This is a genomic window from Candidatus Pelagibacter sp. uisw_138, from assembly GCF_059512485.2.
The window spans coordinates 1,108,953-1,133,256 of the sequence record NZ_CM183453.2 but is presented as its reverse complement, the minus strand read 5'-3'; the positions used below and the strand labels follow the sequence as shown (position 1 = coordinate 1,133,256).

Genomic DNA, 24,304 nt, shown 5'->3' with positions numbered 1-24,304 from the left:
AGATGTATATAAACTAAAAATGAATAAAAAATTAGCAAAATTAAAATATTTACCAAATAACTTTGAAATTATTGAAAATGGAGATCATGTTGTTTGTGCTATATCAGGAAAATTAATTAGTTTAGAAAATCTTAATTATTGGAATGTCGAGCTTCAAGAACCATATTTTTCATATGTAGAAGCTCATAAAAAAAAGAGACTAACTAAATTCTTACTTCCATCTATCATGAGACCATATCCATTCACCTGGATTTTTTAGAATTACTTTCTCTAGCCAAATGTTTAGCTCTCTAGTAATTTTTTCAGTTGAAGAGTTCTTTGAAAACTCCATAGGTTTTTCAACCTTAATATTAAAATTTACCCCATTATGTCTTTCAATAGAAATTGGCACCACTTTACAATTAAATTTTTTTATAAATTGTGCAGGAATAGTTGTGGTGAATGCTTCTTCATCAAAGAATTTAGATTTTATTCCTTGAGAGACTCTCTGATCTATCATTAAGGCTATAGAGTAGCCTTTTTTATATAATCTTAATAATTCTCTAACTCCACTAGTTCCTTTTTTAATTTGATTTTTGCAAATATATTTTTTTCTAATTCTTTCCATTAATACGTTTAAGAAAATATTATTTAAGGGACGATATATTGCAGACAGATTCACACCAGATTTTTCAATTTCCATCGCCATTAATTCAAAATTGCTAAAATGACCAGAAATAAAAATTACTGGAGTCTTTTCAAGTTTTATTTTTTCAAGAATTTCTTTACCTACTGTATTAATATTTGATTTAAATTGATTGTTTCTAAAACCTTTGAGGAACATATATTCAGACAATGTTCTTCCATAATTATTCCACATATTTTTTGTAATGATTTTAACTTTCAACAGATTAATTTTAGGAATAGCTCTTTGAATATTTGATTTAATTAAATTTTTGGATCTAAAAATTGGTCCAAAAGTTTCAAATAATTTTCCACTGATATAAGATGAAACTTTTAATCCTAAAAATTTATAAATAATAAAAAGATTTGATATGATCAAAAACTCAAAAAAATATTTAATTTTTTTCATTTAACTTGCTTAGTTTGTTTGTAAGACTTTTTTCATCTGATATATTAAGACTTGATTTGATATAAAAAATTTCATTTCTATTAAAGTTTTCTAGCCTTAAATAATCTTTTTCTGTAGTTATAATACGTGCATTATACTTTTTCGCATTAATTATTATTTTATCATAATCTTTTTTTGAATAATGGTAATGATCTGGATATTCTAAATCACTTACAATCTTTAATTTATTATTTTTCAACATTTCTACAAAAGTTTTGTGATTACCAATGCCAGAAAAAACTAAGTAACTTTGGTTTTTATCTAATTCATTTATGTTTAGTGGTGTATATTTTCCAGAATTAATATCTATATTTGGATTAATTTTTTTGATTTGTTCTTTAATGGCAATTAGACTTTCTTCATTTCCATTTAAAAAAACGTTTTTATAAAATTTTAGGTTATTAATACTCTCTCTTAAAGGTCCCGATGGCAACGTAAGTCCATTTCCAATCCAATTTAGATTGTTAAAACAAACAATTTCTAAGTCATATTTGATAGAGCTGTCCTGAAGTCCATCATCAAAAATAGCAACTTCAAAACCTTTTGAAATTGCCTCATCAAGTGCAGTAATTCTTTTTAAATTACTAAATAAAGTTCCATTTTTACTAAGTAGTTTTTGCTCATCAGTTTGGTTGGGATAAAATTTTTTAATAAAACAAACTTTGATATTATTTTTATCTAAAATTTCCTTTATCTTGATGGTTAGTGATGTTTTGCCAGTTCCTCCAATATAGATGTTTCCAACACAGATTGTTTTGATTTTTGAATTAGAAAATTTAGGTTTTGATTTTACTTTAGCAATTAAACCTAAAATTATTGAAAAAGGTAATAGTAGATAGGAAAGAAAGGATGGCTTTTTATAATCCCAAAATTTAGGTTTTTTTAATTTCATTATTGAATAAACTATTTATCTCATCTTTAGTTTCATTAAGTATTTTTTTTCCTATTTTTGCAATTTCTAAATAATTTTTTTTGTTATTGGGCTTAGTAATTAATTTGTCTATTGATTGAGTTAAGCTTTTTACTCCATTAACCTTGTAAGCAACCTTTAGTTTATTAAGTAATTTATAGATATCTTTAAAGTTATCTACATTCGGTCCATACAAAACAGTAGAACCTAAGTTGGTAGGTTCAAAAGGATTTTGGCCACCTTTCCCAGATATTGATTTACCCATAAATACTATATCAGAGGCTTGATAAAATTTTTTCGTTTCACCATATGTGTCTACCAAGTAAATATCTGTATTATTTAATTTTTTTGGTTTTGAGCTGTGCAAAACTATATTTAAATCTAAACTTTTAATTTCATTAACTATTTTACTAACACGATGAATATGTCTTGGTATTATTATTGTTAATAAATTTTTATATTTTTTCTTTAGGTTTACATGAACATTTGCACAAATGATTTCTTCACCTAGGTGTGTACTTGAAGCACACCAAATTTTTTTAAGCTTTATGTTTTTTAAAAAAGTTTTGTCTAATTTGTTGAATTCATTTTGTTTATTACTAACAAACTTAAGATTCCCTATCTTTTTAATTGTTGAGACATTTAATTTTTTAAGATAATTAAATGTTTCTTCATTCTGAGGGTAGGCAATTGAAATATTCTTAAAAACTGAGTTTGAGAATTTTTTAACACGTCTCCATTTATTAAAAGTTTTTTTTGTAATTCTTGCATTAAGAAGTTTTAATGGAATATTTTTTTTACTAAGAGCCCTAAAGATACTGGGCCAAATTTCAGATTCAACAAATATTGCAATAGTTGGTTTCCAGTAATTTAAAAACTTATAAGAAAAGAATATCGAGTCTATTGGAAAAAATTGATGAACAGTTTTTTTAAAATTAAATTTTTTAAATATTTGGGCGGAACTTAAAGTCGAAGTGGTTATTAAAATTTGATTTATAGACTTATTTTTTTCAAGTTCTTGAACTAGGGAAATAATGCTTAAAAGTTCACCAACACTTGATCCATGAAACCAAATTAAGTTTCCATTAATACATTTTTTTGATGGAAAGCAAAATTTTTCTTTATATCTTTTTCTATGTTCTTTTTTTTTTAAAATTCTAAAAAATATAATTAATGGAGAGAATATTAACAGTATAGTTATCAATATTTGATATAAAAAAAACATTACTTTTTTTGAATTTGTTTTTCGTAGAAATTTTTGTAAAGTTTTGAAGTATTCAATAATTCACCATGCTTGCCATTCGCAACAACATTACCGGCATCGATTATGTAAATTTGATCTGAGTTTAAAATTGTTGATAGTCTATGAGCTATTACAATGGTAGTTTTATCTTTAGTTAATATTTTTAAAGCATCTTGAATTTTGCTTTCTGTTTCGGCATCTAGTGAAGAGGTTGCTTCATCTAAAAGAATTATTCGACTTTTTTTAATCATGGCTCGCGCTATGGACAGTCTTTGCTTTTCACCACCTGATAATCTAATCCCATTTTCACCTATTATGGTTTCATATTTATTAGGTAATTTATCTATAAACTCATGTGCATAAGAAAATTTTGCTGCGGCTACTATATCTTCATCTGTGACATCACTTTTAGCATATTTAATATTATTTTTAATTGTATCATCAAACAAAGTCGTATCTTGGCTTACAAGAGAGATTTTATCTCTTAGAGATTTAATTTTCACTTTGTATATAGATTGATCGTCAATCAAGATGTCTCCTGATTGAGCATCATAAAATCTAGGTATTAAATTCAAAATTGTTGATTTTCCAGAACCACTATGCCCAACTAAAGAAGTCATTTTCCCCCCAGCTATATTTAGGCTTATATTTGATAAAATATTTTTTTCTTCAGCATTATATCGAAAGTTAATACCATTAAACTTAATGTCAGAGTGGGTAATGTTAATATCTTGTGAGTCTTCATGGTCAGCAATTTTATTTTGATTATCAATAATAGGCAGAATTCTATTCGCTGCAGATAGCCCTTGTTTTAATATCATATTCATGCCCGATAGCGCTCTAACCGGCTGGTATGCAAGCATCATTGCAGCAAGAAAAGAGAAAAAATTTCCTATTTCAATCTCATTATTAAGAGCTAATTTTCCAGAATAAAATATTAAAATTGCAATCATTATTCCAGTCAAGGTTTCCATGATTGGTGACAGCCTTACAAACACAGTATTAATTTTAATATTTTTTTCTTTTAGCTGATCTAAATGACCATCTGTTCTTTTACTTTCATAATCTTCTCTTTGAAATATTTTAATTAATTTATGATTTTTAAATAATTCAATTAAATGTGTATTCAAAAAACCAGATTTTTCTTGTGCTTCTGTAACAACTTTCCCAACTCTTTTACTAAGAGTTTTAGATGCCATACCAGCTATAGGTATCATAATTATTGCAATCAATGATAATTTCCAATTTTGATAAAACATTACAAACAATAAACCCAATAGAGTTAAGCTATCTTTGAATAAGCTTAAAATGGCTGTACTGAGCATATTGGTAATATGATTTACATCATATGTAAGATTTGAAATAAATTTTCCAGAATGTTTTTTATCTATTAGTTGTGTATCTGCATTAATTAAAGATTTTACCATTTGAGATTGAAGAATTTTTTTAACTTCTTCAGCAACTCTAATCATAATTGCTTTTGCAAAATAAAGAGCAAACCCTTTAATAGTAAATGCTACAATTATTAATAAAGGAATTATAAATATTAGTGACTGATCTTTCTCAACAAATATTTTTTTTATAGCAGGATCTAAAAGCCAAGCTATTGCAGAAGTACTTGTTGCAACAAGAACTCCAAAAAAAACTGATATTAATATTTTATTAATATATTTTTTTGAATAATCCTTATAAAGTCTTTTATAAATTTCTGAATTGTTCATTAAAACTTTCCAATTAAAATATTAAAAAAAATAAGAAAACCAACTAAATTATTGCTTTTAAAAACTTTTAAGCACATAGATGGGTTTTTTGAGTTAAAAAATTTAATCTGGTAAAAAAATAAGTGAGTAATTGTTATTAACAAGCTTGCATAAAAAAAGTAATTATAATCCATCATATAGCCCACAATTAAAATAGAGAAAATTAGAAAAGCATAGCATGTAGACACAAAGTTTTTGGGTTTTTTTTTGAATTTTATTGAAGTTGATTTTACACCTATAATTTCGTCATCTTTAATATCTTGAAACCCATATATTGTGTCGTATCCTAGTGTCCAAAATATGGCTCCAAGATAAAAGATAATAGCAACAGTATTTATTTCACCCTGTATTGATGTCCACCCTAAAATCAAACCATAATTAAATGTTATTCCTAAAAATAATTGAGGCCAATAAGTAAATCTTTTCATCAAAGGATAAGTGAAGGCTAGAGGCATAGATCCTAGTGCAAGCAAGATTGTTAAGTTGTTAAAGTTAATTAAAACCAAAAATGCGAGTAGACATAAAATAAAAGTATAGAATATTCCTAATTTTATTGAAACTTGATTAGACGCAATAGGCCTATTTTTTGTTCTTGAAACTTTTTTGTCAAATTCTTTATCGGAAATATCATTTACAATGCATCCTGCAGAACGCATTAGAACTGATCCTAAAAAAAAAAATGATAAGTAAAAAAAATAATCATTTAAGTTTTTTGAAAAATCATAAGCAAGAGTTAGTCCCCATGCACAAGGCCAAAATAACAACATATAGCCAATAGGCCTTTTCAATCTTGTTAGTTCAATAAAGAGATTTAATTGTTTCATAATAATTTACTTGTAAATAACAAAGGCTAGTTTCATAATCAAATTGATTCGTATGAATATAGATTACACAGTTACAGCATTGATGTTTCCAGCTATTCCTTTGTTGATGAGCGTATATAGCAATAGGTTTCATTCTTTGAGTAAGCTTATTAGGCAACTTCATGATGAACATGTATACGAAAACCACATTCCGCCCGAGTGGAAAAAACAGTTCATAAATTTAAGTGGAAGAATTAGCTTGTTAAAGTGGACCATCATGTTTGCTGCATTTGGTTTTTTATTTAACATGCTGACTGTTTTTGCTCTTTATCTAAGTGAAATTTTTGCAGCAAGAATAATTTTTGGATCTTGTTGTTTATCAATGATGATTTCAATTGTTGTTTTTATGAGAGAAATTCAAGTATCAACAAATGCATTAAAACTGCACATGTCTGATATGGATGTTAATTTAGATTAGTTAGGAATAATAACTGCAGGACCAGTTAGCAGTCTTGCTTCTAATTCTTCATGTGCTTTTTTAGCATCATCAAGCGAATATCTTTTTGAAATTTCAACTTTAAATTTCCCAGATAAAATTGCATCAAAAACTTTTTCAGCTGATTCAACTAACTCTTCTCTAGTCATTGTATAATGTGCAATTGAAGGACGAGTAAAAAATAATCCTTTTGCATTAATATGTTTTTTAACATCTATAGTATCAACGTAACCTGATGCATTACCAAAAGCGACCATCATGCCTCTAACTTTTAAAGTTTCAATTGATCCATCAAATGTTTTAATGCCAACACCATCATAGACAACATCAACTCCATTTTTACCTGCAATTTTTTCCACCTCTTCAACAAAATTTGTGTCTGTATAATTTATTACATGATGACAACCATTTTTTTTAGCAATAGCCTCTTTTTCTTTAGAGCCAACTGTTCCAATAACTTCAGCTCCCAATGCGTTAGCCCACTGACATAAAATTTGGCCCACACCACCAGCAGCTGCGTGGTATAAAACCTTGTCACCTTTTTTAATTGGGTAAGCTCTGTGTAATAAATATTCAGCAGTTATTCCTTTAAGCATAATACAAGACGCAATTTCATCTGAGATACCTTCTGGAACTAAAACTAATTTTTCTTGAGGAAATAATTGTTTTTCTGAATAACTTCCAATTGGCATTGAAGAGTGAGCCACTCTATCTCCAACTTTAAATAGATCAACTTCAGAACCAACTTCTTCAATTATCCCACATGCCTCTAGGCCAATTCCACTCGGTAGAGGAATAGGGTACAAGCCTGTTCGGTGATAAACATCAATGTAGTTAAGACCAATTGATAGATTTTTTATAAGAACTTCTTTTGGACCTGGTTTACTGATTTCAATGTCTTTAACTTCTAAAGTTTCAGGACCACCAAATTTTTCTATTTTAATAGTTTTCATTATTTTACAAATGTACCATTATGATAATCTTGCACTGCTTGCAAGATCTCAGCTTTAGTATTCATTACAAATGGACCCCCTCTAGCAATAGGCTCACCAATAGGCTTTCCAGATATTAATAAAAACTTGGCTTTAGTTAAGCTAGATACTTTTAATTTTTCACCTCTAGTCAGAATAATTAAAGTAGAGTTTTTAGCTTGGTCATGGTTTTGATCTCCAACCTTGATTTCTCCATCAATTAAGTAAATTAAAGAATTATGTGTTGAGGGAAGATCAAAATTAAACTCTTTACCTTCTTCAATCTCTACATCAAAGTAAACGGGTTCAACGTTATGGCCCTTAACAGGTCCTTCTGCATTTTCAAACTTTCCAGCAATCACTTTGACAGTTTTATCATCGTCTTTATGAGTGCTCATTTTATCTGCATCAATATAAATGTATTCAGGTTTGTTCATTTTTAATTTTGCTGGCATATTTACCCACAATTGAAACCCATGCAGCTTACCTTCGGTCATTGCAGGCATTTCTGAATGAATTATTCCACCACCAGTTTTCATCCACTGAACATCCCCTGAAGACATTCTACCTTTAGCACCAGTGCTATCCTCATGTTCAAATTCACCACTTAACATATAAGTTACTGTTTCAATTCCTCTATGAGGGTGAGGAGGGAAACCACCAATGTAATCATCTTTATTTTCAGAACCAAATTCATCCAACATTAAAAAAGGATCGTGGTAATCAATAAGGTGAGTGCCAATACTTCTTTTTAATTTAACACCAGCACCATCTGATGCTGCAACTGGTTCTATTATTTTTTCTACTTCGATTTGGCTCATATTTACGTTCGATTACCTTTAATTAAAAAATAAACTCCACCAATTAAAAGAAATATTTGTTCACTGGTAAATAGTTTTGTTGTGAAGAACCAGTCTTTGTGAGCAAAGATCAGTATAGTTATCATTAAGATAGTTATGTTTAGTCCCGATAGTCTTGTGAGTATATTTCCAAAAGGATTTTTAATAAAACCACTTATTATTAATACCAATCCAGTCAACAACTCAGATATAGCAACAGTTGATGCTAGTGCAGGTGATAAGTTAAAATAATCAATTAATCCTTGAGGGGGTAAAGGAAATTTACCTAAGCCATGAATTATAAAAGCTATCCCTATTCCAAATCTAAAAAATAAAGAGGCTAATCCATCTATGTTTGAAAAAAAATTATTAACTTTATTATTTAAATTTTGCATTTTATCCTTTATTTTTTATTATGTGATCCATCACAAAATGGTTGATTGTTAGTTTGTTTACAAGCACAAAAAAACATTTTTTTAGTTTCTTCAGCCGTGTATGCCAGAGGTGTAAAATCTGTACCTTTATGTGATCCATCACAAAAAGGCTGCTTTGCACTTTTTCCACATGAACACCAATAATAAGATTTATCTTTTTCAACTTCAACAGCGATTGCACTTTCGCCTGCTCTTTCTCCATTATTCATATTTATCCTTTCAATTTGTTTGACTTGTACATAGTGCCTTGTTATTAATAATGCAATAACGCAAAATAATCATACTAGTATATAAAAACATACCATGAAAAACTTAATAGATTGTCCAGCTGAAAGAGCTGTTTATTTTCTTGGAGGTAAATGGAAAATTAGAATTTTGTTTAGTTTACTGCAAAGTAAAAAAATTAGATTTGGTGAACTTAAAAAAGGATTGAAAACCATTACACAACAAATGTTATCCAAGCAGCTTAAGGAGTTAGAGGGAGATGGAATAATTAATAGAAATGTTATTCGAATAATGCCCCCAAAAGTTGAGTATTCACTTACTGAATTTGGCTTTTCGGTTATGCCTATCTTAAGATCTTTTTCAGAGTGGAATAAAAGAAATACTCGAACTATTTCAGTAAAGCTAAATAAGAATTTTGTAGAAAATAGAATTAGATAGCCTTAAAAATACGGTAAAAATTTAAGTATCCTTTAGTTCTAAAATATGATTAAAATTAGTTAGTGCTGATTTAAGTTAAATTGCAGAGCGCTTTATAAATTCCTGCTAAAGCGACGTTTCAACTACCGCTTTAGTAGGTGGTTTTTTTGGAAATTTTTCAAATCTAAACCGGGTATTTGAACCATATTGTGCACCCAGCATTTGCTTAAGCACTAAAAAGGAGAAAAGAGATTGTTTAAATTTACAACCCTCTTGTTTAACGTTTTTCAGTTTCTTTTCTCCAATAATTTGGAGAAAAAAAATGACAAAAAATAAATTAACAGAAAGATTAGATCAAGGTCCTGTAATTTGTGCTGAAGGTTTTTTATTTGAAATTGAAAGACGTGGGTACATGGCATCAGGAGAATTTGTGCCAATGGTTTCATTGGACCATCCTGAGGTATTAGAGAATTTGCATAGAGAATTTCAACATGCAGGTTCAGATATTGTTGAAGCTTTTACTTATAATGGACACAGAGAAAAAATGCGTGTTATTGGTAAAGAAGAACTTCTTGAACCTTTAAACCGTTCAGCACTAAAAATTGCTAAAAAAGTAGCACTAGACACACCTAAGGGGTCTAAACCAAATTTAATGGCAGGTAATATTTCAAATTCAAATATTTGGAAACATAATGACCCTCAATCTCAAAAAGCAGTTGAAGGAATGTTTACAGAGATGGTTGGTTGGGCTGTTGAGGAAGGGGCTGATATGTTGATTGGTGAAACTTTTTATTATGCTGAAGAGGCTTACAAAGCTTTAGAGGTAATGAAAAAAACAGGTTTACCAACAGTTCTAACAATTTCTCCAATGGGTGAAAATAAAATGAGAGATGGAAAATCTGTTGTTGATACTTGTAAAGAGCTTGAACAACGTGGAGCCGATGTTGTTGGTTTAAATTGTTTTAGAGGGCCAGCTACAATGTTTCCCTTTTTAAAAGAAATTAGAGAAGCAGTTAAATGTCATGTTGGAGCCTTGCCTATTCCTTACAGAACCAGTGAAGACTTTCCAACATTTTTTAATCTGCCAGACAGAAGTAATTGTGCTTGTCCATCACCACATGGAAGAACGTTTCCAACGGCATTAGATCCACACTTCTGCAATAGATATGAAATAGGTAAATTTGCAAAAGATGCTTATGCATTAGGAGTGAATTATTTAGGAGTTTGTTGTGGAGCAAATCCAATGTTGATTAGGGAAGTTGCTGAGTCGATTGGATTAAAAGTTCCAGCAAGTAAATACAGAGAGAACATGGAAAATCATTTTATGTATGGAAAAAATAAAAGAATTTCAAAACATATGACTGAATACGGAGATAAAGCGTAAATAAATTAAGGAGGGCATTTAACTAAATTGTGCGCCTGACATATGTCGAAGCACTAAAACAGGAGATAAAAAAATGAGTAATAATCTAAAAGAAACAATAAGTAATCTACAGAAGGATTTTATAGCTAATCCAAAAAATGCTGTGGTCCAATATGAAAGCAACTCAATTCTTAAGGAAGGGCTTCAATCTGTGGTTACCCTCAGAGAACATAAATTGATAGTGGATGAACCCAAAAGTTTTGGTGGAAAAGACGAAGGACCCAGTCCAGTAGAGTTAATATTAGCAGCTTTAGCAACGTGTCAGGAGATAACGTATAAAGCTTTTGCTACAGCAGCTGGTATTAATATTGATAGTGTCAGTGTTAATTTGATAGGTACGCTTGATCTTCAAGGTTTTTTAGCTTTAAATAAAAACACTAGACCTGGCTTTCAACACATCTCAGGTACTGTTGATATTAAATCTTCATCACCAAAAGCTGAGATAGATAAATTGATTGATACTGTAAATACACATTGTCCAGTTTTAGACATTTTATCAAAAGGAGTTCCTATTAAATTATTTCAAAAGGTTGCTTCGAGCACTTTTGTTAATAAAGAGCAAACTGAACAAAGAGCAAGCGTTGCTTAAATTATATTAGTTAAGGTCTCATGCTATCTCATGAGGCCTTAATAAGATTGTTTAATTGTTCTAAATTTTTTATTTCATTTTTAGGTTTGTAATCAAGGTTATCAAAAATATTATTATTTCTATTAACCCAAATAGAACTGTAACCATAATTTCCACCACCAGAAACATCCCAAGTATTAGCACTTAAAAATGCAACTTCTTCTTTTTGTATTTTGTATTTTTTAATTGGCATGTCATAAACTTTTGAGTCTGGTTTATAAATGCCAACTTCTTCAATTGAAAAAATATCATCAAATATATTATCTAGATCATTACTCTTCACCAATTCATTAAGAAGAGAAGGTGTACCATTTGAAAGGATACCTAATTTATAGTTTTTTTCTTTAAGTTTTTTTAAAACTTCTGGCACTTCAGGAAAAGGTGAGAGTACCTTATAAAGATTTAATAATTCACTTTTCATTGAAATATCAATTTCAAATGCCTTCATTGATTTATCTAAGCTATCTTCGGTCACTTGCCAAAAGTCTTTGTGTCTATTCATTAGACTTCTAAGCCAAGTGTACTCTAATTGAGTAGTTCGCCAGTAATTAGCAAAGCCTTCCCATTTATCACCAATTTTATCTTTGCATTTTTCTGCAGCAGAATTGACATCAAATAAAGTGCCATATGCATCAAAAATTATTGCTTTAATATTTTTCATAAATTAACTTAACATTAATGAGCAATATTAGATTATTTTTTAAAGAAAGTTTATCACTTAATTTAACTGCAAAACTTGATAAATCACAATCTCACTATGTAAATAAAGTGATGAGAGTTAAAGTTGATGAAGTCTTCTCTTTATTTAATAGCAGTGGAGAGTGGGAAGCAAAAATTTTAAATATTTCAAAAAGTATAGTTGAAGTTAATATTACAAAACAATTAAGACAAAAAGAAAATGTAAAAGAATTGTGGTTAGCTTTTTCACCTATTAAATCAAATTATTTTAATTTTATGATTCAAAAAGCAACAGAGCTCGGTGTTACAAAATTTTTACCAATAATATTTGACAGAACAATTGTAAGAAAAATTAACAAAGAAAGATTAGAAAAAGTAATTATAGAAGCTGCCGAACAGTCCAATCGTATTAATGTTCCATCTATTGAAGATCCTCAACCATTAAAAGATTTTTTAAGTAATGAAAAAATGGATTTAATATTTACCGATTTAAATTCTCAAAATAAAAAATTAGATTTAGAAAAGCTAATTAGTAATCCAACTTGTGTTATTATTGGTCCAGAAGGAGATTTTTCAGAGGAAGAAAGAGGGGAGATTCTTACATTTAAGCACGTTCAGCCAATTAAAATAAATGAAAATATATTAAGATCAGAGACTGCAGTAATTTCAGCTCTATCTATTGTTAGTTATTTGATTAATTGATGGTTTTTAAAAGCTAAAGTGTGATTTTGTCGCAAAATCTAAAGTGTAAATTTTATGAAAGCACTTTATATACTGTTGTAAATGAACAAGTTTTTACTTACAATTTTAGCAACTATCTACTCAACAGGTGCATTAGCCGATCAACCTAAAGAATGGCAACTAGGATTTCAAAACCCAGCCTCTGATGGAATGAGAGATATCGTTAGTTTTCATAATAATATTCTACTTCCAATAATTATTGCTATCACTGTCTTTGTTTTATTTCTTATGATTTATACCTGCATAAGATTTAGAGAGTCAAAAAATCCAGTTCCATCAAAAACTACTCATAATGTTGCAGTAGAAGTTTTGTGGACATTAATTCCGTGTTTAATTTTAATCGTGATGGCGATCCCATCATTTAAACTTTTATACAAGCAAGATACGATCCCAAAAGTCGATGTAACAATCAAAGCTGTTGGATATCAGTGGTACTGGGGATACGAATATCCGGACGAAAATATTATTTTTGAATCGTACATGATTAAAGAAGATGAGTTAAAAGAAAACCAACCAAGATTACTAACCGTTGATCACGAAGTTGTTGTGCCAGTTAATAAGGTGGTTAAGGTTTTAATTACTGCAAACGATGTCTTACACGCTTGGGCATTACCATCTTTTGGAGTTAAAAGAGATGCGGTTCCAGGAAGAATAAATGAAACTTGGTTTAAAGCTGAAAAAGTAGGAACATATTATGGTCAATGCTCTGAGTTATGTGGAATACAACATGCTTTTATGCCAATCACAGTGAGAGTTGTAACAGATGAAGAATATGCAATATGGTTAGCAGAAGCTAAAATGAAATTTGCAAAAGAACCAATTACAGAAAATGAATATAAAAAACTAGCGAGTAAATAAAAATGTATACACAAACAGCATCACACGACAATCATCACACACCAACAGGTTGGAAGCGTTGGGCTTATTCAACTAACCATAAAGATATTGGAACAATGTATTTAATTTTTGCAATTTTTGCAGGAATTATTGGAACAGCTTTTTCAGTATTAATGAGAATTGAATTAATGCATCCTGGCGATGGAATTTTAGGTGGAAATTATCACTTATATAATGTGTTGGTTACTGGTCATGGATTAATAATGATTTTCTTCATGGTAATGCCTGCAATGATTGGTGGTTTTGGTAATTGGTTTGTGCCAATTATGATTGGTGCACCTGATATGGCCTTTCCTAGAATGAATAATATTTCATTTTGGTTATTACCAGCTTCATTTATTTTATTACTACTTTCAATTTTTGTAGATGGCCCTCCAGGTCAACAAGGTGTCGGCGGAGGATGGACTTTATATCCGCCTTTATCTTCTAAAGCTGGACAGCCAGGACCTGCAATGGATTTTGCTATTTTAAGTTTGCACTTAGCTGGAGCTTCTTCAATTTTAGGAGCAGTTAACTTTATTACAACAATTTTGAATATGAGAACACCAGGTATGACTTTGCACAAAATGCCTTTATTTGCTTGGTCTGTTCTAGTTACAGCATTCTTATTGTTGTTATCACTTCCAGTTTTAGCTGGTGCAATTACAATGCTTTTAACGGATAGAAATTTTGGAACAGCATTTTTTGATGCTCAAACAGGTGGAGATCCTGTTTTGTACCAGCATTTATTTTGGTTCTTTGGTCATCCAGAAGTTTATATTTTGATACTTCCTGGCTTTGGAATGATCAGTCATATTGTTTCAACATTTTCTAAAAAACCAGTATTTGGATATTTGGGAATGGCTTACGCAATGGTTTCAATTGGTGTTGTAGGTTTTGTTGTTTGGGCTCACCACATGTATACGGTTGGTTTAAGCACTGATACTAAAGCTTATTTTATAGCAGCAACAATGATTATTGCAGTACCAACAGGTATTAAAATATTTTCATGGATTGCAACAATGTGGGGTGGATCAATTTCATTTAAAACTCCAATGCTATGGGCATTAGGATTTATATTTTTATTTACAGTTGGTGGAGTAACAGGCGTTGTGCTTGCAAATGCAGGTGTTGATACTGCAATGCATGATACTTATTATGTGGTTGCTCACTTTCATTATGTATTATCTTTAGGAGCAGTATTCGCAATCTTTGCTGGATTTTATTATTGGTTTGGTAAAATGTCTGGTTATGAATATTCTGAAACCTTAGGAAAAATACATTTTTGGTTAACATTTATTGGAGTTAACTTGGTATTTTTCCCTCAACATTTTTTAGGTTTAGCGGGAATGCCAAGAAGATATGCTGATTACCCAGATGCATTTGCGGGATGGAATTACGTTTCATCAGTTGGTTCATACATAGCAGTTGGTGGTTTATTAGTATTTTTTGTTAACTTAATTTATTCTTTTTCTAAGAAAAAAGCTGCAGCTCAAAACCCTTGGGGTGAAGGTGCCACAACTTTAGAATGGACCATACCATCACCACCAAATTTCCATACCTTTGATGAGTTGCCGAAGTTTGTGGATGATCAAGATACTGAAAAATCTAATACTCATTAAATTTTAAGAAAATTATTTTTAACAAATAAGATATTATTATGCTGACACTTGACAAAAAAACTAAAAAAAAAAACATCTTTACTGCGTTTGGAATAATAGCCTTCATGATATTCCTATTTTTTTTTACTCTCTATAATGTGGGAGTTTTTGACAGACAATTATGATCCAAAAAAAAACGCTCACTCCTATAATTTTAGCTGGAATCTTTTTTATCATGCTTGGCCTTTCATTTGCTGCGGTACCTTTATATGACATATTCTGTAGAGCGACTGGGTTCGGTGGAACTACGCAAATATCAAAAGAGGCACCAGATATAGTTTTAGATCAAAAAGTAAGTGTTCGCTTTGATACAAATGTAAACAAACTACCCTGGAATTTTAAAGTAAAAAAAAATGTTATGGATGTGAATATAGGTCAAGTGAATCGAATCGAATTTCAAGTAGAGAATTATGGCGATGAAACAACTTATGGTGTGGCTGCTTTTAATGTATCTCCCTCATCTTTTGGTAAATATTATAGTAAATTAGGCTGTTTTTGCTTTGAAAAGCAAGAGCTAAAAGCAGGAGAAAAAGCAACATATATAATGACTTTTTATTTAGATCCAGAAATGGTAAACGACCCAAACACTAAAAATATTAAAGATGTAACTATGTCCTATACTTTCTTTTCATCAGATTACTATAACCAATCAAAATTATAAAAATGTCAGCAGAAAAAAAACACGATTATCACTTAGTAGATCCAAGTCCTTGGCCTATTTATGTATCATTTTCTAGCTTATTTTTAGCAATAGGGACTGTCTATTATTTGCATAGTGAAGTTTCCTGGGGAATGTACTTAGGTTTTGCTCTTTTATTTTATGGAGTATACATGTGGTTTAGGGATGTAATAATAGAGTCGGTTGACCACGATCATCATACACCTGTTGTTAAAATTCATTTAAGATATGGAATGACTCTTTTTATCGCCTCCGAAGTAATGTTTTTTGTTGCGTGGTTTTGGGCTTATTTTAATGCAAGTTTATTTCCTACAGAACTCATGGGCAATGTTTGGCCTCCAGTAGATATTATAACATTTGACCCTTGGGATATTCCATTGATAAATACATTAATTCTACTATTATCAGGAACAACAGTTACCTGGGCGCATCATGCCTTAGAAGAAGGTGATAGAGAAAGTTTTGTGCAAGGTTTGGCAATGACAGTTGCTTTAGGTTTTAGCTTTTCTTTATTGCAGATTTATGAATACTATCATGCAAGTTTTGATTTTTCAGGAAATATTTATGGTGCTGTGTTTTATATGGCAACAGGTTTTCATGGGTTTCACGTTGTTGTAGGAACTATATTTTTAGCTGTATGTTGGTGGAGAGGCAAGACTGGTCATTATAAAAAAGATGAGTTTTTCGGCTTTGAGGCTGCTGCGTGGTACTGGCATTTTGTTGATGTAGTATGGCTATTCCTATTTGCTTCAATCTATGTTTGGGGAAGTTAATAGTTTACCTTGAGAAATAAACTTTTATTTTCAATTTTTGTATTCTTTTTTATATCTATATTTATAGCATTAGGTAGCTGGCAACTAGTAAGATTAGATTGGAAAAATGAATTATTAAATAAAATTGATGTTTCTTTGGAGAAAGAACCTGTTGATTTAATGACCAATGTTCCTGAGGACTATCTAAAAATCAAAACTTCAGGGGTTATAGATTTTGATAAACAAATTTATTTGTATAGTTTAAACGAAAAAGGTGCACCGGGATTTAATGTTGTTAATCCAATTATAATTAATAATAAAAACTTTTTATTAAATAGAGGATGGATACCTTTTGATAAAAAAAATACTAAAGAAATTGATATTTTTGATCATAAAACTATTTTAGGAACGTTAAGAAAACAATCTAAGGCTAACAGGTTTAAGCCTGTTAATGATATTAACGATAATTACTGGTTTACTTTAGATAGGGATGATATTTTTCAATATACAAATAAAAAATTTTCACCATTTGTAATTTACTTAAATAATAATTTAGAATTACCAAAACCAAAAATTATTACTGTAAATATTTCAAATAGCCACAAAAAGTATGCTATTACTTGGTTTTCTTTAGCACTGTCAATTTTTTTATTTTATTTATATGTGAGAAAAAATACATATTAATTTTTACAAGCTTACAAATAACTCTTAATTATTTTAAAAATATTGTCCAAATTTTCATGATGACTAATTCGATCAATATACTTTCCTTTATCTAATAAAAGTATTGAAGAACTATGATTAATTAAATAACCACCGTCTTCATTAAAGATTTTTTCACTTAAAACACCCCAAGATTTTGAAAGCAAAAATACTTTTTGTGGATCTCCAGTTATTCCATAGATCTTACTTTTAAATGAATTCAAGTAATCCTTAATTATTTGAGGATTGTCTCTTTCAGGATCAATACTTACAAAAAAAACTTTCAAATTTTTTTTCTCACTATCATCTAATTTTTCGATAACCTGATCTAGATTAGATAGTGTCATTGGACATATGTCGGGACAATTTGTAAAACCAAAAAAAATTGCAGTTAACGGTCCTTGAAAAGATTTTTCTGTTATGGGCTCATTATTTACATCTGTTAAAGTAAATGCAGATCCAGTATATGAGGCTACAATATCTTCTTTCTTTTCTTGTATCGATAATACAATAGGCAACATAATAAATAAAAAAATTAACAAACAGCCACCCAGTATAGTTATTGAGGTCTTTAATTTCATATTTTATGAATTAATATATTATATATTATAATTATGTCTAAATTTATTAAAAAACTTTTTGGAACATTGTCTGATAAGCCTTGGGAAAAAGAACAGATGGAAAGTGATAACCATCATCAAGGTAAAACTTTTGATATATCGTTGCAGACATCAGCCGTTATTGTTATCTTTGGTGTGAGCACAGTATTATTTACTTTAGTTGTTACAGGATACCTTTATAGCATTCCAGTGACTCAAGATACAGAGTATCTATTGAAACCTAATTTATTATGGTTAAATACTTTAGTTTTATTATATGTTGCTTATTTTTTTAATAAAATCACAAATGATTTAAAAAAAAATAATTTTGAAAAAATTAAAAAGAATTTGCTTATAGTTGGCTTTTTAAGCTATGCTTTTTTATTTGGGCAGATCCTTTTTTGGTTTCAATTAATGAAAAATGGAAACTATGTTTCTACAAATAATTATTTTTCATCGTTTTATATTTTTACTGCACTTCATGGTTTACATCTTTTAGGAGGATTATTTTTTTGGGGGAAAGTTTTTTCCAAAGTTAATAAACTTAAAAAAGAAGAAATTATAAAAGAACAAAAAAGTATAGATGCACTATCTCTTTATTGGGCTTTTTTATTAATTGTTTGGTGTGTATTTTTTTTAATTATGTATGTTTTTAATGATACAGTTATTGCTTGGTGTCGAGCACTACTTGCTTAAATGCTTTAAAGAAACAACGTTAAAATGGCCCCAATAACAATTACAAAAATTAATAAAATATTAACAGATTTTAAATATTTTTGTATTTCAGGTTTCCTTTCTTTTTTTGAAAAAACTCCTGCTCCCAGAGAAATTACAAGATAAAAGCAAAAAACTAAAACCAGCACAACTACAAAGAGACTAAATTTATCAAGCATAATTTAATTCAGTATAAAGCCTTATTTACTCATTTATTAATATATTTTTCTATGGATTCGGAAATTTATTTCAATTACTGTTATCTAAGAGAGAGACAAATATGCACCCGGGAATTATATTTTTAGGGGTAATTGTTGGTTCGGTTTTGTTCCATATATATACTCCATGGTGGTGGACAGACATAGCTTCAAACTGGGGGGCAATGGATGATACAATTAATTTAACATTTTGGATTGGTGGAGGAGTATTTGTTTTAGTTTGTTTGTTCATGGTTTATTGCGTTCTTAAGTTTTCTTATAAAGAAGGTCGTAAAGTTGAATACAAACCAGAGGATCATAAACTAGAAAAAATATTAACTATTGCAACCACTATAGGAGTGATAGCTCTTTTGGCACCAGGACTTATTGTTTATAATAATTATATTAATACTCCTAAAAATGCATTGCATGTCGAGGTGAATGCGTGGCAATGGGGATGGCAATATAGATTACCTGGTGAAGATGGAATATTAGGCACTGCTCATGTAGCAAAAATTAGTGATGACAATCCTTTTGGAATAAACTTGGATGATCCAAATGGAAAAGATGATATTTTAATTCAAGACGATGTACTTCACCTAAAAACAAATAGGCCGGTAAAAATTTTATTAAGATCACTTGATGTTTTACATAATTTTTATGTGCCTCAATTTAGAGCAAAGATGGATGCTATTCCTGGAATAATTACTTATTACTGGTTTGAACCAAATAAACTAGGTGAGTATGAGGTTTTATGTGCCGAATACTGTGGGGTAGGTCACTATGCTATGAGAGCAAAAGTTATAGTTCAAAGTGAAGGCAATTATGACAACTGGATTAAAGAACAAGAAACTTTTTCAGATTTAATAGCAAAACAAAATAACGATAAATTAAAATTAACAATAATTGCAAAAAATAAGAATTAAAAATATATGTCAGACGAATATAACCAAAAAAATATACCAATTAAAGCACAGTCTTCAGAAACTACTTCAGGCTCTTCTGGTTCGTCAAAAGATATTGACTATGTAAGACCTGCAGAGCTTCCAGAGCAAGATTTATATCACGGTCATAGCTTTATTACGAAGTGGATTTTTTGTCAGGATGCAAAAGTTATTGGAGTGCAATATTTTCTTACCGCAGTATTTACGGGAATTGTTGGTTTGGTACTTTCATGGCTAATGCGTTTGCAATTAGGTTTTCCAGAATTAGTTCCATTCATTACTGCCGAACACTATTATCAATTTGTAACTATGCATGGAATGATAATGGTGGTTTATTTTTTAACCGCATTATTTTTAGGAGGTTTTGGGAATTATTTAATTCCTTTAATGGTTGGTGCAAGAGATATGGTTTTCCCATATGTAAACATGGTCAGTTTCTGGATGTTCTTTATTGCAGTTTGTGTTCTCATGGCTAGCTTCTTTGTTCCGGGTGGACCAACTGGAGCGGGCTGGACACTTTATCCACCTCAAGCAATTTTACCAGGTACTCCAGGATCAAATATGGGAATTATTTTGATGCTAGTTTCTTTATCTTTATTTGTAATTGGATTTACTATGGGTGGATTAAATTACATAATTACTATTTTACAAGCACGTACTAGAGGCATGACTTTGATGAGGATGCCATTGACTATTTGGGGAATTTTTACAGCAACTGCTTTAGCAATGTTAGCTTTTCCAGCTTTATTGGTTAGCTGCATTATGATGACTTTAGACAAGATGCTTGGAACTAGTTTCTTTATGCCAACAATTCTTCAAGCAGGAGAAGTATTAAGTTATGGTGGTGGAAGTCCAGTTCTTTTCCAGCATTTATTTTGGTTTTTTGGACACCCTGAAGTTTATATCGTAGCTCTTCCTGCTTTTGGAATAGTTTCAGACTTAATATCAGTTCATGCTAGAAAAAATATATTTGGATACCGAATGATGGTTTGGGCTATCGTTGGTATTGGTGCTTTAAGTTTCTTTGTTTGGGCCCACCATATGTATGTTAGTGGAATGAATCCTTGGTTTGGGTTTTTCTTTGCAACAACTACTCTTATCATTGCAGTACCAACTGCATTGAAAGTTTATAACTGGATAATCACACTATTTAGAGCCAACATAAGAATGAATACTGTAATGCTTTTTTGCTTAGGTTTTATTGTGACCTTTGTAAATGGGGGAATTACTGGAATTTTTTTAGGCAACGTTGCTGTAGATATTCCATTATCTGACACGTATTTTGTAATAGCCCATTTTCATATGGTGATGGGAATTGCCCCGCTTATGGTAATCATGGGAGCTGTTTATCATTGGTTTCCCTTAGTTACAGGAAGAATGTTAAGTGAAAAATTAGGTAAGTGGCATTTTTGGTTCACTTTTTTAGGGGCTTATTCCATTTATTTTCCCATGCATTATCTGGGTTTTATCGGAGTACCAAGAAGGTATTTTGAAATGTATGACAGTCCTTATGTGACTTCTGCAATAGGAATGAATGAATTTATAACTGTAGCAGCTTTAATTGTTGGTTTCTCACAGCTTATATTTATTTACAATATAGTAGTAAGTTTGAGTATTGGAAAACCAGCTGGAAAAAATCCTTGGAAAGCAAATTCTTTAGAGTGGCTAACTCCAGAAGTGCCACCAGCACATGGTAACTGGGGAGAAAAATTGCCCGTTATTCATAGATGGCCTTATGACTTCAATGTGCCTGGAGCAAAAGAAGATTATATAACTCAAACAACCCCACCAAGTGAAGTTATAAGTGCGGAGGTTGAAAAAACTTAATCAATTTTAATGTCAGATAATTCATTAAATAATTTACCTGGAGGTTTTAAAGGCATGTCTCAGGATATGGGATCAGATCAAACTGCCTTTAAAGGTGTTCAGTGGGGTAAAGTTATGATGTGGATTTTTCTACTTAGCGACACTTTTATATTTAGTTGTTTTTTAATTTCATACATGAAGGGAAGAGCTTCTACGGTAGTAGATTGGCCAAATACAAGTGAAGTTTTTTCATTACATGTCAATGGTGTACCTGTTCCATTATTATTAATTGCAATTATGACATTTGTTTTAATCACAAGCAGTGGAACCATGGCACTTGCGGTTAAATATGGATATGAAAAAAATAGAAAAATGTGTGGCTGGCTAATATTAGCTACAGCTATAGGTGGTCTTACTTTTGTTGGTATGCAGGTATTTGAATGGTCTAAGTTAATACACGAAGGTGTTAGACCATGGGAAAATCCATTTGGAGCCAAACAATTTGGGTCTTTCTTTTTTATGATCACTGGTTTTCATGGAACGCATGTATCGATTGGAGTGATATTTCTATTTATTTATGCAAGAAAGGTTTTTAGAGGTGATTTTGATAAAGGCAAAAGAGGGTTTTTTACTTCAATGAAATCAGACTATGTAGCAATAGAAATCTTAGGACTTTATTGGCATTTTGTTGATTTAGTATGGGTATTTATATTTGCCTTCTTTTATTTATGGTAAACTAGATTATGGATGAGATAGAAAACAAAGAAACAGTTGCTTCAACACATAAGATAGGAATCTACTTATGGATTTGGGGATTATTATTTGTACTTAGTTTTTTTTCTTACATGGTTGACTGGTTTGCATTTCAAGGGTTATTAAGGTGGACCTTAATTTTAATATTTATGTTTCTTAAAGCAGGCCTAATAATGGCTTTCTTTATGCATTTATTTTGGGAGCGATATGCCCTAGTTAATGTTCTTTTGTGGCCAATGACAGCAATAGCTTGTTTTATTGGGCTTATGGCGGCAGAAGCAAAATACACTGTTTTTACAAGATTATTATATTTTTTTATAGGAGGGTAATTTATATGACTGGTTTTACTGTACTCGCTGGAGTGATAATATTTTTTTTACTTTTTATTTACGCAACATGGTTTGGTACTCAATTAAAATTAGAGAAGCAAAAAGACAAAGGCCCCGCAATTACAATTAATCCATATGACAATATGTCTCTTACTAGAAGATTTATTGATAAAAAAAATAAAAAAATTGGAATTTTTGATTTAGGAAATCATATTCTTATTATTGGAATGGTATCAATTTTAGTGTTTATTTTATTAAATGTAGAATAGGCACATCATATCTGATAATCGTTTAACCAAAATGATTAGAAAAAAAACTGTCTCACTAGATTTTAATGAATTAATTAAATCTTTATATCTATTGATGAAACCAAGAGTAATGTCTCTTGTTATATTTACATGCGCCGTTGGCCTTTTAACTTCCAATTCAAATATAGGCATTATTAATGCTATGATAGGCATAACTTTAGTTGCTTTAGGTGCGGGAGCGGCTGGATGTCTAAATATGTGGTACGAATCAGATTTAGATGCACTCATGACAAGAACATGCTTAAGACCAATTCCCACTGGTAAAATTAATAGAAACCAAGCACTTACTTTTGGAGTGTTGCTTTCAGTTATTTCAGTTGTAGCATTAAATTATTTTTCAAATTTTCTATCAGCATCTTTGTTATTATTTACAATATTTTTTTATCTTTTTGTCTACACAATATGGCTAAAAAGAAAAACACCACAAAACATTGTTATTGGTGGAGCTGCTGGTGCATTACCACCTGTTATCGGGTGGACTATAGCAACTAATACAATCAGTTTAGAGCCATTAGCTTTATTTTTAATAATTTTTATTTGGACGCCTTCACATTTTTGGGCATTGAGCTTATATAAAGCTGATGATTATAAAAAAGCAAAAATTCCAATGTTACCTTTAACAGATGGTATTGAAAAAACAAAAGTATACATTTTTATTTATTCTTTATTAATGCTACCCATCATTATTTTTCCATATTGGATTAATTTTTCAGGTTTAATCTATTTGATTCCAGCATTTGTTCTTACAATTTATTATAATTTTATTTGCTTTGATTTATATCAATATAAAAAAAATAAATTTGATTTAAAGAAAGCAAAAAAAGTCTTTGGCTACTCAATTTTGTATCTATTCTTAATTTTTGTATTACTTTTAATAGATAGTCTTATTTAAATTTTTCGACTCAAAATGTTGTGGTATAATATCTTTTAACTGATTATATTTGTTAGATCTAAATATTCATATTTCATCAATAAACAAATTATTGTGAAAATAATAGTCGTAATACCAATGGAATAAAAAGTCTTTTTAAGAATTTTAGGATTTTCAGGTGCTCCAACCTCATTTGCTGGGATTAAAAATTTTCTTTTTCGATTAACATCTATTGGTAATATAGAAAAAAATACCACTAACTGAATAATTAGATACATTGTAACTAGTCCAATTGTACTCAATTTACCCCCTATATCTTTACCATTAAAGGGTATATAAATTAGTCTAAAGTTAAAAGATAATAAGTCATCAATTTACAATTATATTCTTAACTAGTTTATATTTGTAAGAAGATTTTTATTAGCCAATTTTTC

30 protein-coding genes and 2 riboswitches are annotated in these 24,304 nt (G+C 30.1%); of the genes, 18 read left to right on the top strand and 12 right to left on the bottom strand.

Going from position 1 to position 24,304, the window contains the following annotated elements; all coding sequences use genetic code 11:
• Nucleotides 1-19: 19 nt before the first annotated feature.
• Nucleotides 20-259, top strand: a complete 240-nt coding sequence (locus tag AC5YGC_RS06110) for a DUF2093 domain-containing protein (protein WP_496139333.1) — start codon at nt 20-22, stop codon at nt 257-259.
• On the opposite strand, the gene AC5YGC_RS06105 is transcribed toward AC5YGC_RS06110, so the two are convergent.
• From AC5YGC_RS06105 to ubiA, 5 genes are read right to left on the bottom strand one after another with little or no spacing between them, the layout of a single operon-like run.
• Entirely contained in the window at nt 212-1,072 is an 861-nt protein-coding gene (locus AC5YGC_RS06105; RefSeq protein WP_496139332.1) for an LpxL/LpxP family acyltransferase, read from the bottom strand. The two genes, AC5YGC_RS06110 and AC5YGC_RS06105, sit on opposite strands and share 48 nt — an antisense overlap.
• On the bottom strand, nt 1,059-2,003 hold the full coding sequence (gene lpxK / locus AC5YGC_RS06100) for a tetraacyldisaccharide 4'-kinase (RefSeq protein ID WP_496139331.1): 945 nt from the start codon (nt 2,001-2,003) through the stop codon (nt 1,059-1,061). Before lpxK ends, AC5YGC_RS06105 begins: the two co-directional genes overlap by 14 nt.
• Nucleotides 1,984-3,246 (bottom strand): glycosyltransferase N-terminal domain-containing protein, encoded by a 1,263-nt coding sequence (locus tag AC5YGC_RS06095; protein ID WP_496139330.1) that lies wholly within the window; start codon nt 3,244-3,246, stop codon nt 1,984-1,986. The genes lpxK and AC5YGC_RS06095 overlap by 20 nt, the downstream gene beginning before the upstream one ends.
• The gene (locus AC5YGC_RS06090; protein ID WP_496139329.1) at nt 3,246-4,985 is read right to left on the bottom strand and encodes an ABC transporter transmembrane domain-containing protein; all 1,740 of its coding nucleotides are present in this window, start codon (nt 4,983-4,985) and stop codon (nt 3,246-3,248) included. The genes AC5YGC_RS06095 and AC5YGC_RS06090 overlap by 1 nt, the downstream gene beginning before the upstream one ends.
• Nucleotides 4,985-5,848 (bottom strand): 4-hydroxybenzoate octaprenyltransferase, encoded by an 864-nt coding sequence (gene ubiA, locus AC5YGC_RS06085; RefSeq protein WP_502314008.1) that lies wholly within the window; start codon nt 5,846-5,848, stop codon nt 4,985-4,987. Before ubiA ends, AC5YGC_RS06090 begins: the two co-directional genes overlap by 1 nt.
• Before the next feature lie 52 nt (nt 5,849-5,900).
• Between ubiA and AC5YGC_RS06080 the strand changes: the two genes are divergently transcribed.
• Nucleotides 5,901-6,305, top strand: a complete 405-nt coding sequence (locus AC5YGC_RS06080) for a DUF2721 domain-containing protein (RefSeq protein ID WP_496139327.1) — start codon at nt 5,901-5,903, stop codon at nt 6,303-6,305.
• Here AC5YGC_RS06080 and AC5YGC_RS06075 read toward each other — a convergent pair.
• The 4 genes from AC5YGC_RS06075 to AC5YGC_RS06060 are packed head-to-tail and all read right to left on the bottom strand — an operon-like array spanning nt 6,302 to nt 8,776.
• Nucleotides 6,302-7,276 (bottom strand): zinc-binding dehydrogenase, encoded by a 975-nt coding sequence (locus AC5YGC_RS06075; protein ID WP_496139326.1) that lies wholly within the window; start codon nt 7,274-7,276, stop codon nt 6,302-6,304. The genes AC5YGC_RS06080 and AC5YGC_RS06075 overlap by 4 nt on opposite strands.
• The gene (locus AC5YGC_RS06070) at nt 7,276-8,115 is read right to left on the bottom strand and encodes a pirin family protein (protein WP_496139325.1); all 840 of its coding nucleotides are present in this window, start codon (nt 8,113-8,115) and stop codon (nt 7,276-7,278) included. The genes AC5YGC_RS06075 and AC5YGC_RS06070 overlap by 1 nt, the downstream gene beginning before the upstream one ends.
• A 2-nt stretch (nt 8,116-8,117) precedes the next feature.
• Nucleotides 8,118-8,528: a DoxX family membrane protein gene (locus tag AC5YGC_RS06065; RefSeq protein WP_496139324.1), complete on the bottom strand. Its 411-nt coding sequence runs from the start codon at nt 8,526-8,528 to the stop codon at nt 8,118-8,120.
• An 8-nt stretch (nt 8,529-8,536) separates the two neighbouring features.
• On the bottom strand, nt 8,537-8,776 hold the full coding sequence (locus tag AC5YGC_RS06060) for a CDGSH iron-sulfur domain-containing protein (RefSeq protein ID WP_496139323.1): 240 nt from the start codon (nt 8,774-8,776) through the stop codon (nt 8,537-8,539).
• Between the two features lie 94 nt (nt 8,777-8,870).
• On the opposite strand from AC5YGC_RS06060, the gene AC5YGC_RS06055 reads away from it, so the two are divergent.
• From AC5YGC_RS06055 to AC5YGC_RS06045, 3 genes are all read left to right on the top strand, one after another.
• Nucleotides 8,871-9,230: a winged helix-turn-helix transcriptional regulator gene (locus AC5YGC_RS06055; protein WP_496139322.1), complete on the top strand. Its 360-nt coding sequence runs from the start codon at nt 8,871-8,873 to the stop codon at nt 9,228-9,230.
• Between the two features lie 161 nt (nt 9,231-9,391).
• Nucleotides 9,392-9,456, top strand: a riboswitch (SAM riboswitch).
• A gap of 75 nt (nt 9,457-9,531) precedes the next feature.
• Nucleotides 9,532-10,593 carry a homocysteine S-methyltransferase family protein gene (locus AC5YGC_RS06050; RefSeq protein WP_496139321.1) on the top strand — a complete coding sequence of 354 codons (1,062 nt, stop codon included), beginning with the start codon at nt 9,532-9,534 and terminating at the stop codon, nt 10,591-10,593.
• A gap of 3 nt (nt 10,594-10,596) precedes the next feature.
• Nucleotides 10,597-10,661, top strand: a riboswitch (SAM riboswitch).
• 5 nt (nt 10,662-10,666) lie between these two features.
• Entirely contained in the window at nt 10,667-11,221 is a 555-nt protein-coding gene (locus AC5YGC_RS06045; RefSeq protein ID WP_496139320.1) for an OsmC family protein, read from the top strand.
• Between the two features lie 28 nt (nt 11,222-11,249).
• Here AC5YGC_RS06045 and AC5YGC_RS06040 read toward each other — a convergent pair whose 3' ends face one another.
• Complete coding sequence (locus AC5YGC_RS06040; protein WP_496139319.1) at nt 11,250-11,921, bottom strand: haloacid dehalogenase type II; 672 nt, start codon at nt 11,919-11,921, stop codon at nt 11,250-11,252.
• A gap of 17 nt (nt 11,922-11,938) precedes the next feature.
• Here AC5YGC_RS06040 and AC5YGC_RS06035 point away from each other — a divergent pair, with 17 nt between their 5' ends.
• The 6 genes from AC5YGC_RS06035 (at nt 11,939) to AC5YGC_RS06010 (ending at nt 17,331) form a co-directional block, all read left to right on the top strand.
• Nucleotides 11,939-12,640 carry an RsmE family RNA methyltransferase gene (locus AC5YGC_RS06035; protein ID WP_496139318.1) on the top strand — a complete coding sequence of 234 codons (702 nt, stop codon included), beginning with the start codon at nt 11,939-11,941 and terminating at the stop codon, nt 12,638-12,640.
• Between the two features lie 81 nt (nt 12,641-12,721).
• Nucleotides 12,722-13,537, top strand: a complete 816-nt coding sequence (gene coxB / locus AC5YGC_RS06030) for a cytochrome c oxidase subunit II (RefSeq protein WP_415286157.1) — start codon at nt 12,722-12,724, stop codon at nt 13,535-13,537.
• 2 nt (nt 13,538-13,539) lie between these two features.
• The gene (gene ctaD / locus AC5YGC_RS06025; RefSeq protein WP_496139317.1) at nt 13,540-15,177 is read left to right on the top strand and encodes a cytochrome c oxidase subunit I; all 1,638 of its coding nucleotides are present in this window, start codon (nt 13,540-13,542) and stop codon (nt 15,175-15,177) included.
• Nucleotides 15,178-15,340: 163 nt separating this feature from the next.
• Nucleotides 15,341-15,877 carry a cytochrome c oxidase assembly protein gene (locus tag AC5YGC_RS06020; RefSeq protein WP_415291314.1) on the top strand — a complete coding sequence of 179 codons (537 nt, stop codon included), beginning with the start codon at nt 15,341-15,343 and terminating at the stop codon, nt 15,875-15,877.
• 2 nt (nt 15,878-15,879) lie between these two features.
• Nucleotides 15,880-16,668: a cytochrome c oxidase subunit 3 gene (locus tag AC5YGC_RS06015; protein WP_496139316.1), complete on the top strand. Its 789-nt coding sequence runs from the start codon at nt 15,880-15,882 to the stop codon at nt 16,666-16,668.
• Between the two features lie 9 nt (nt 16,669-16,677).
• Nucleotides 16,678-17,331 (top strand): SURF1 family cytochrome oxidase biogenesis protein, encoded by a 654-nt coding sequence (locus AC5YGC_RS06010; protein ID WP_496139315.1) that lies wholly within the window; start codon nt 16,678-16,680, stop codon nt 17,329-17,331.
• Nucleotides 17,332-17,342: 11 nt separating this feature from the next.
• Here AC5YGC_RS06010 and AC5YGC_RS06005 read toward each other — a convergent pair whose 3' ends face one another.
• Entirely contained in the window at nt 17,343-17,930 is a 588-nt protein-coding gene (locus AC5YGC_RS06005; RefSeq protein WP_496139314.1) for an SCO family protein, read from the bottom strand.
• A 33-nt stretch (nt 17,931-17,963) separates the two neighbouring features.
• Here AC5YGC_RS06005 and AC5YGC_RS06000 point away from each other — a divergent pair, with 33 nt between their 5' ends.
• The 7 genes from AC5YGC_RS06000 (at nt 17,964) to cyoE (ending at nt 23,891) form a co-directional block, all read left to right on the top strand.
• Entirely contained in the window at nt 17,964-18,644 is a 681-nt protein-coding gene (locus tag AC5YGC_RS06000) for a cytochrome c oxidase subunit 3 (protein ID WP_415313141.1), read from the top strand.
• A gap of 298 nt (nt 18,645-18,942) precedes the next feature.
• Nucleotides 18,943-19,785 carry a cytochrome c oxidase subunit II gene (locus tag AC5YGC_RS05995; protein WP_415313140.1) on the top strand — a complete coding sequence of 281 codons (843 nt, stop codon included), beginning with the start codon at nt 18,943-18,945 and terminating at the stop codon, nt 19,783-19,785.
• A gap of 6 nt (nt 19,786-19,791) precedes the next feature.
• A complete protein-coding gene (locus tag AC5YGC_RS05990) occupies nt 19,792-21,630 on the top strand; it encodes a cytochrome c oxidase subunit I (protein WP_415313139.1) in 1,839 nt (612 codons plus the stop codon).
• 9 nt (nt 21,631-21,639) lie between these two features.
• Nucleotides 21,640-22,344 carry a cytochrome c oxidase subunit 3 gene (locus AC5YGC_RS05985; protein ID WP_415313138.1) on the top strand — a complete coding sequence of 235 codons (705 nt, stop codon included), beginning with the start codon at nt 21,640-21,642 and terminating at the stop codon, nt 22,342-22,344.
• A gap of 8 nt (nt 22,345-22,352) precedes the next feature.
• Nucleotides 22,353-22,691 carry a cytochrome C oxidase subunit IV family protein gene (locus tag AC5YGC_RS05980; protein ID WP_415313137.1) on the top strand — a complete coding sequence of 113 codons (339 nt, stop codon included), beginning with the start codon at nt 22,353-22,355 and terminating at the stop codon, nt 22,689-22,691.
• Between the two features lie 5 nt (nt 22,692-22,696).
• The gene (locus AC5YGC_RS05975) at nt 22,697-22,960 is read left to right on the top strand and encodes a hypothetical protein (RefSeq protein WP_496139313.1); all 264 of its coding nucleotides are present in this window, start codon (nt 22,697-22,699) and stop codon (nt 22,958-22,960) included.
• A gap of 31 nt (nt 22,961-22,991) precedes the next feature.
• Complete coding sequence (gene cyoE, locus AC5YGC_RS05970; protein WP_496139312.1) at nt 22,992-23,891, top strand: heme o synthase; 900 nt, start codon at nt 22,992-22,994, stop codon at nt 23,889-23,891.
• Between the two features lie 35 nt (nt 23,892-23,926).
• Here cyoE and AC5YGC_RS05965 read toward each other — a convergent pair whose 3' ends face one another.
• A complete protein-coding gene (locus AC5YGC_RS05965) occupies nt 23,927-24,172 on the bottom strand; it encodes a DUF1467 family protein (RefSeq protein ID WP_415278050.1) in 246 nt (81 codons plus the stop codon).
• Between the last annotated feature and the right edge of the window lie 132 nt (nt 24,173-24,304).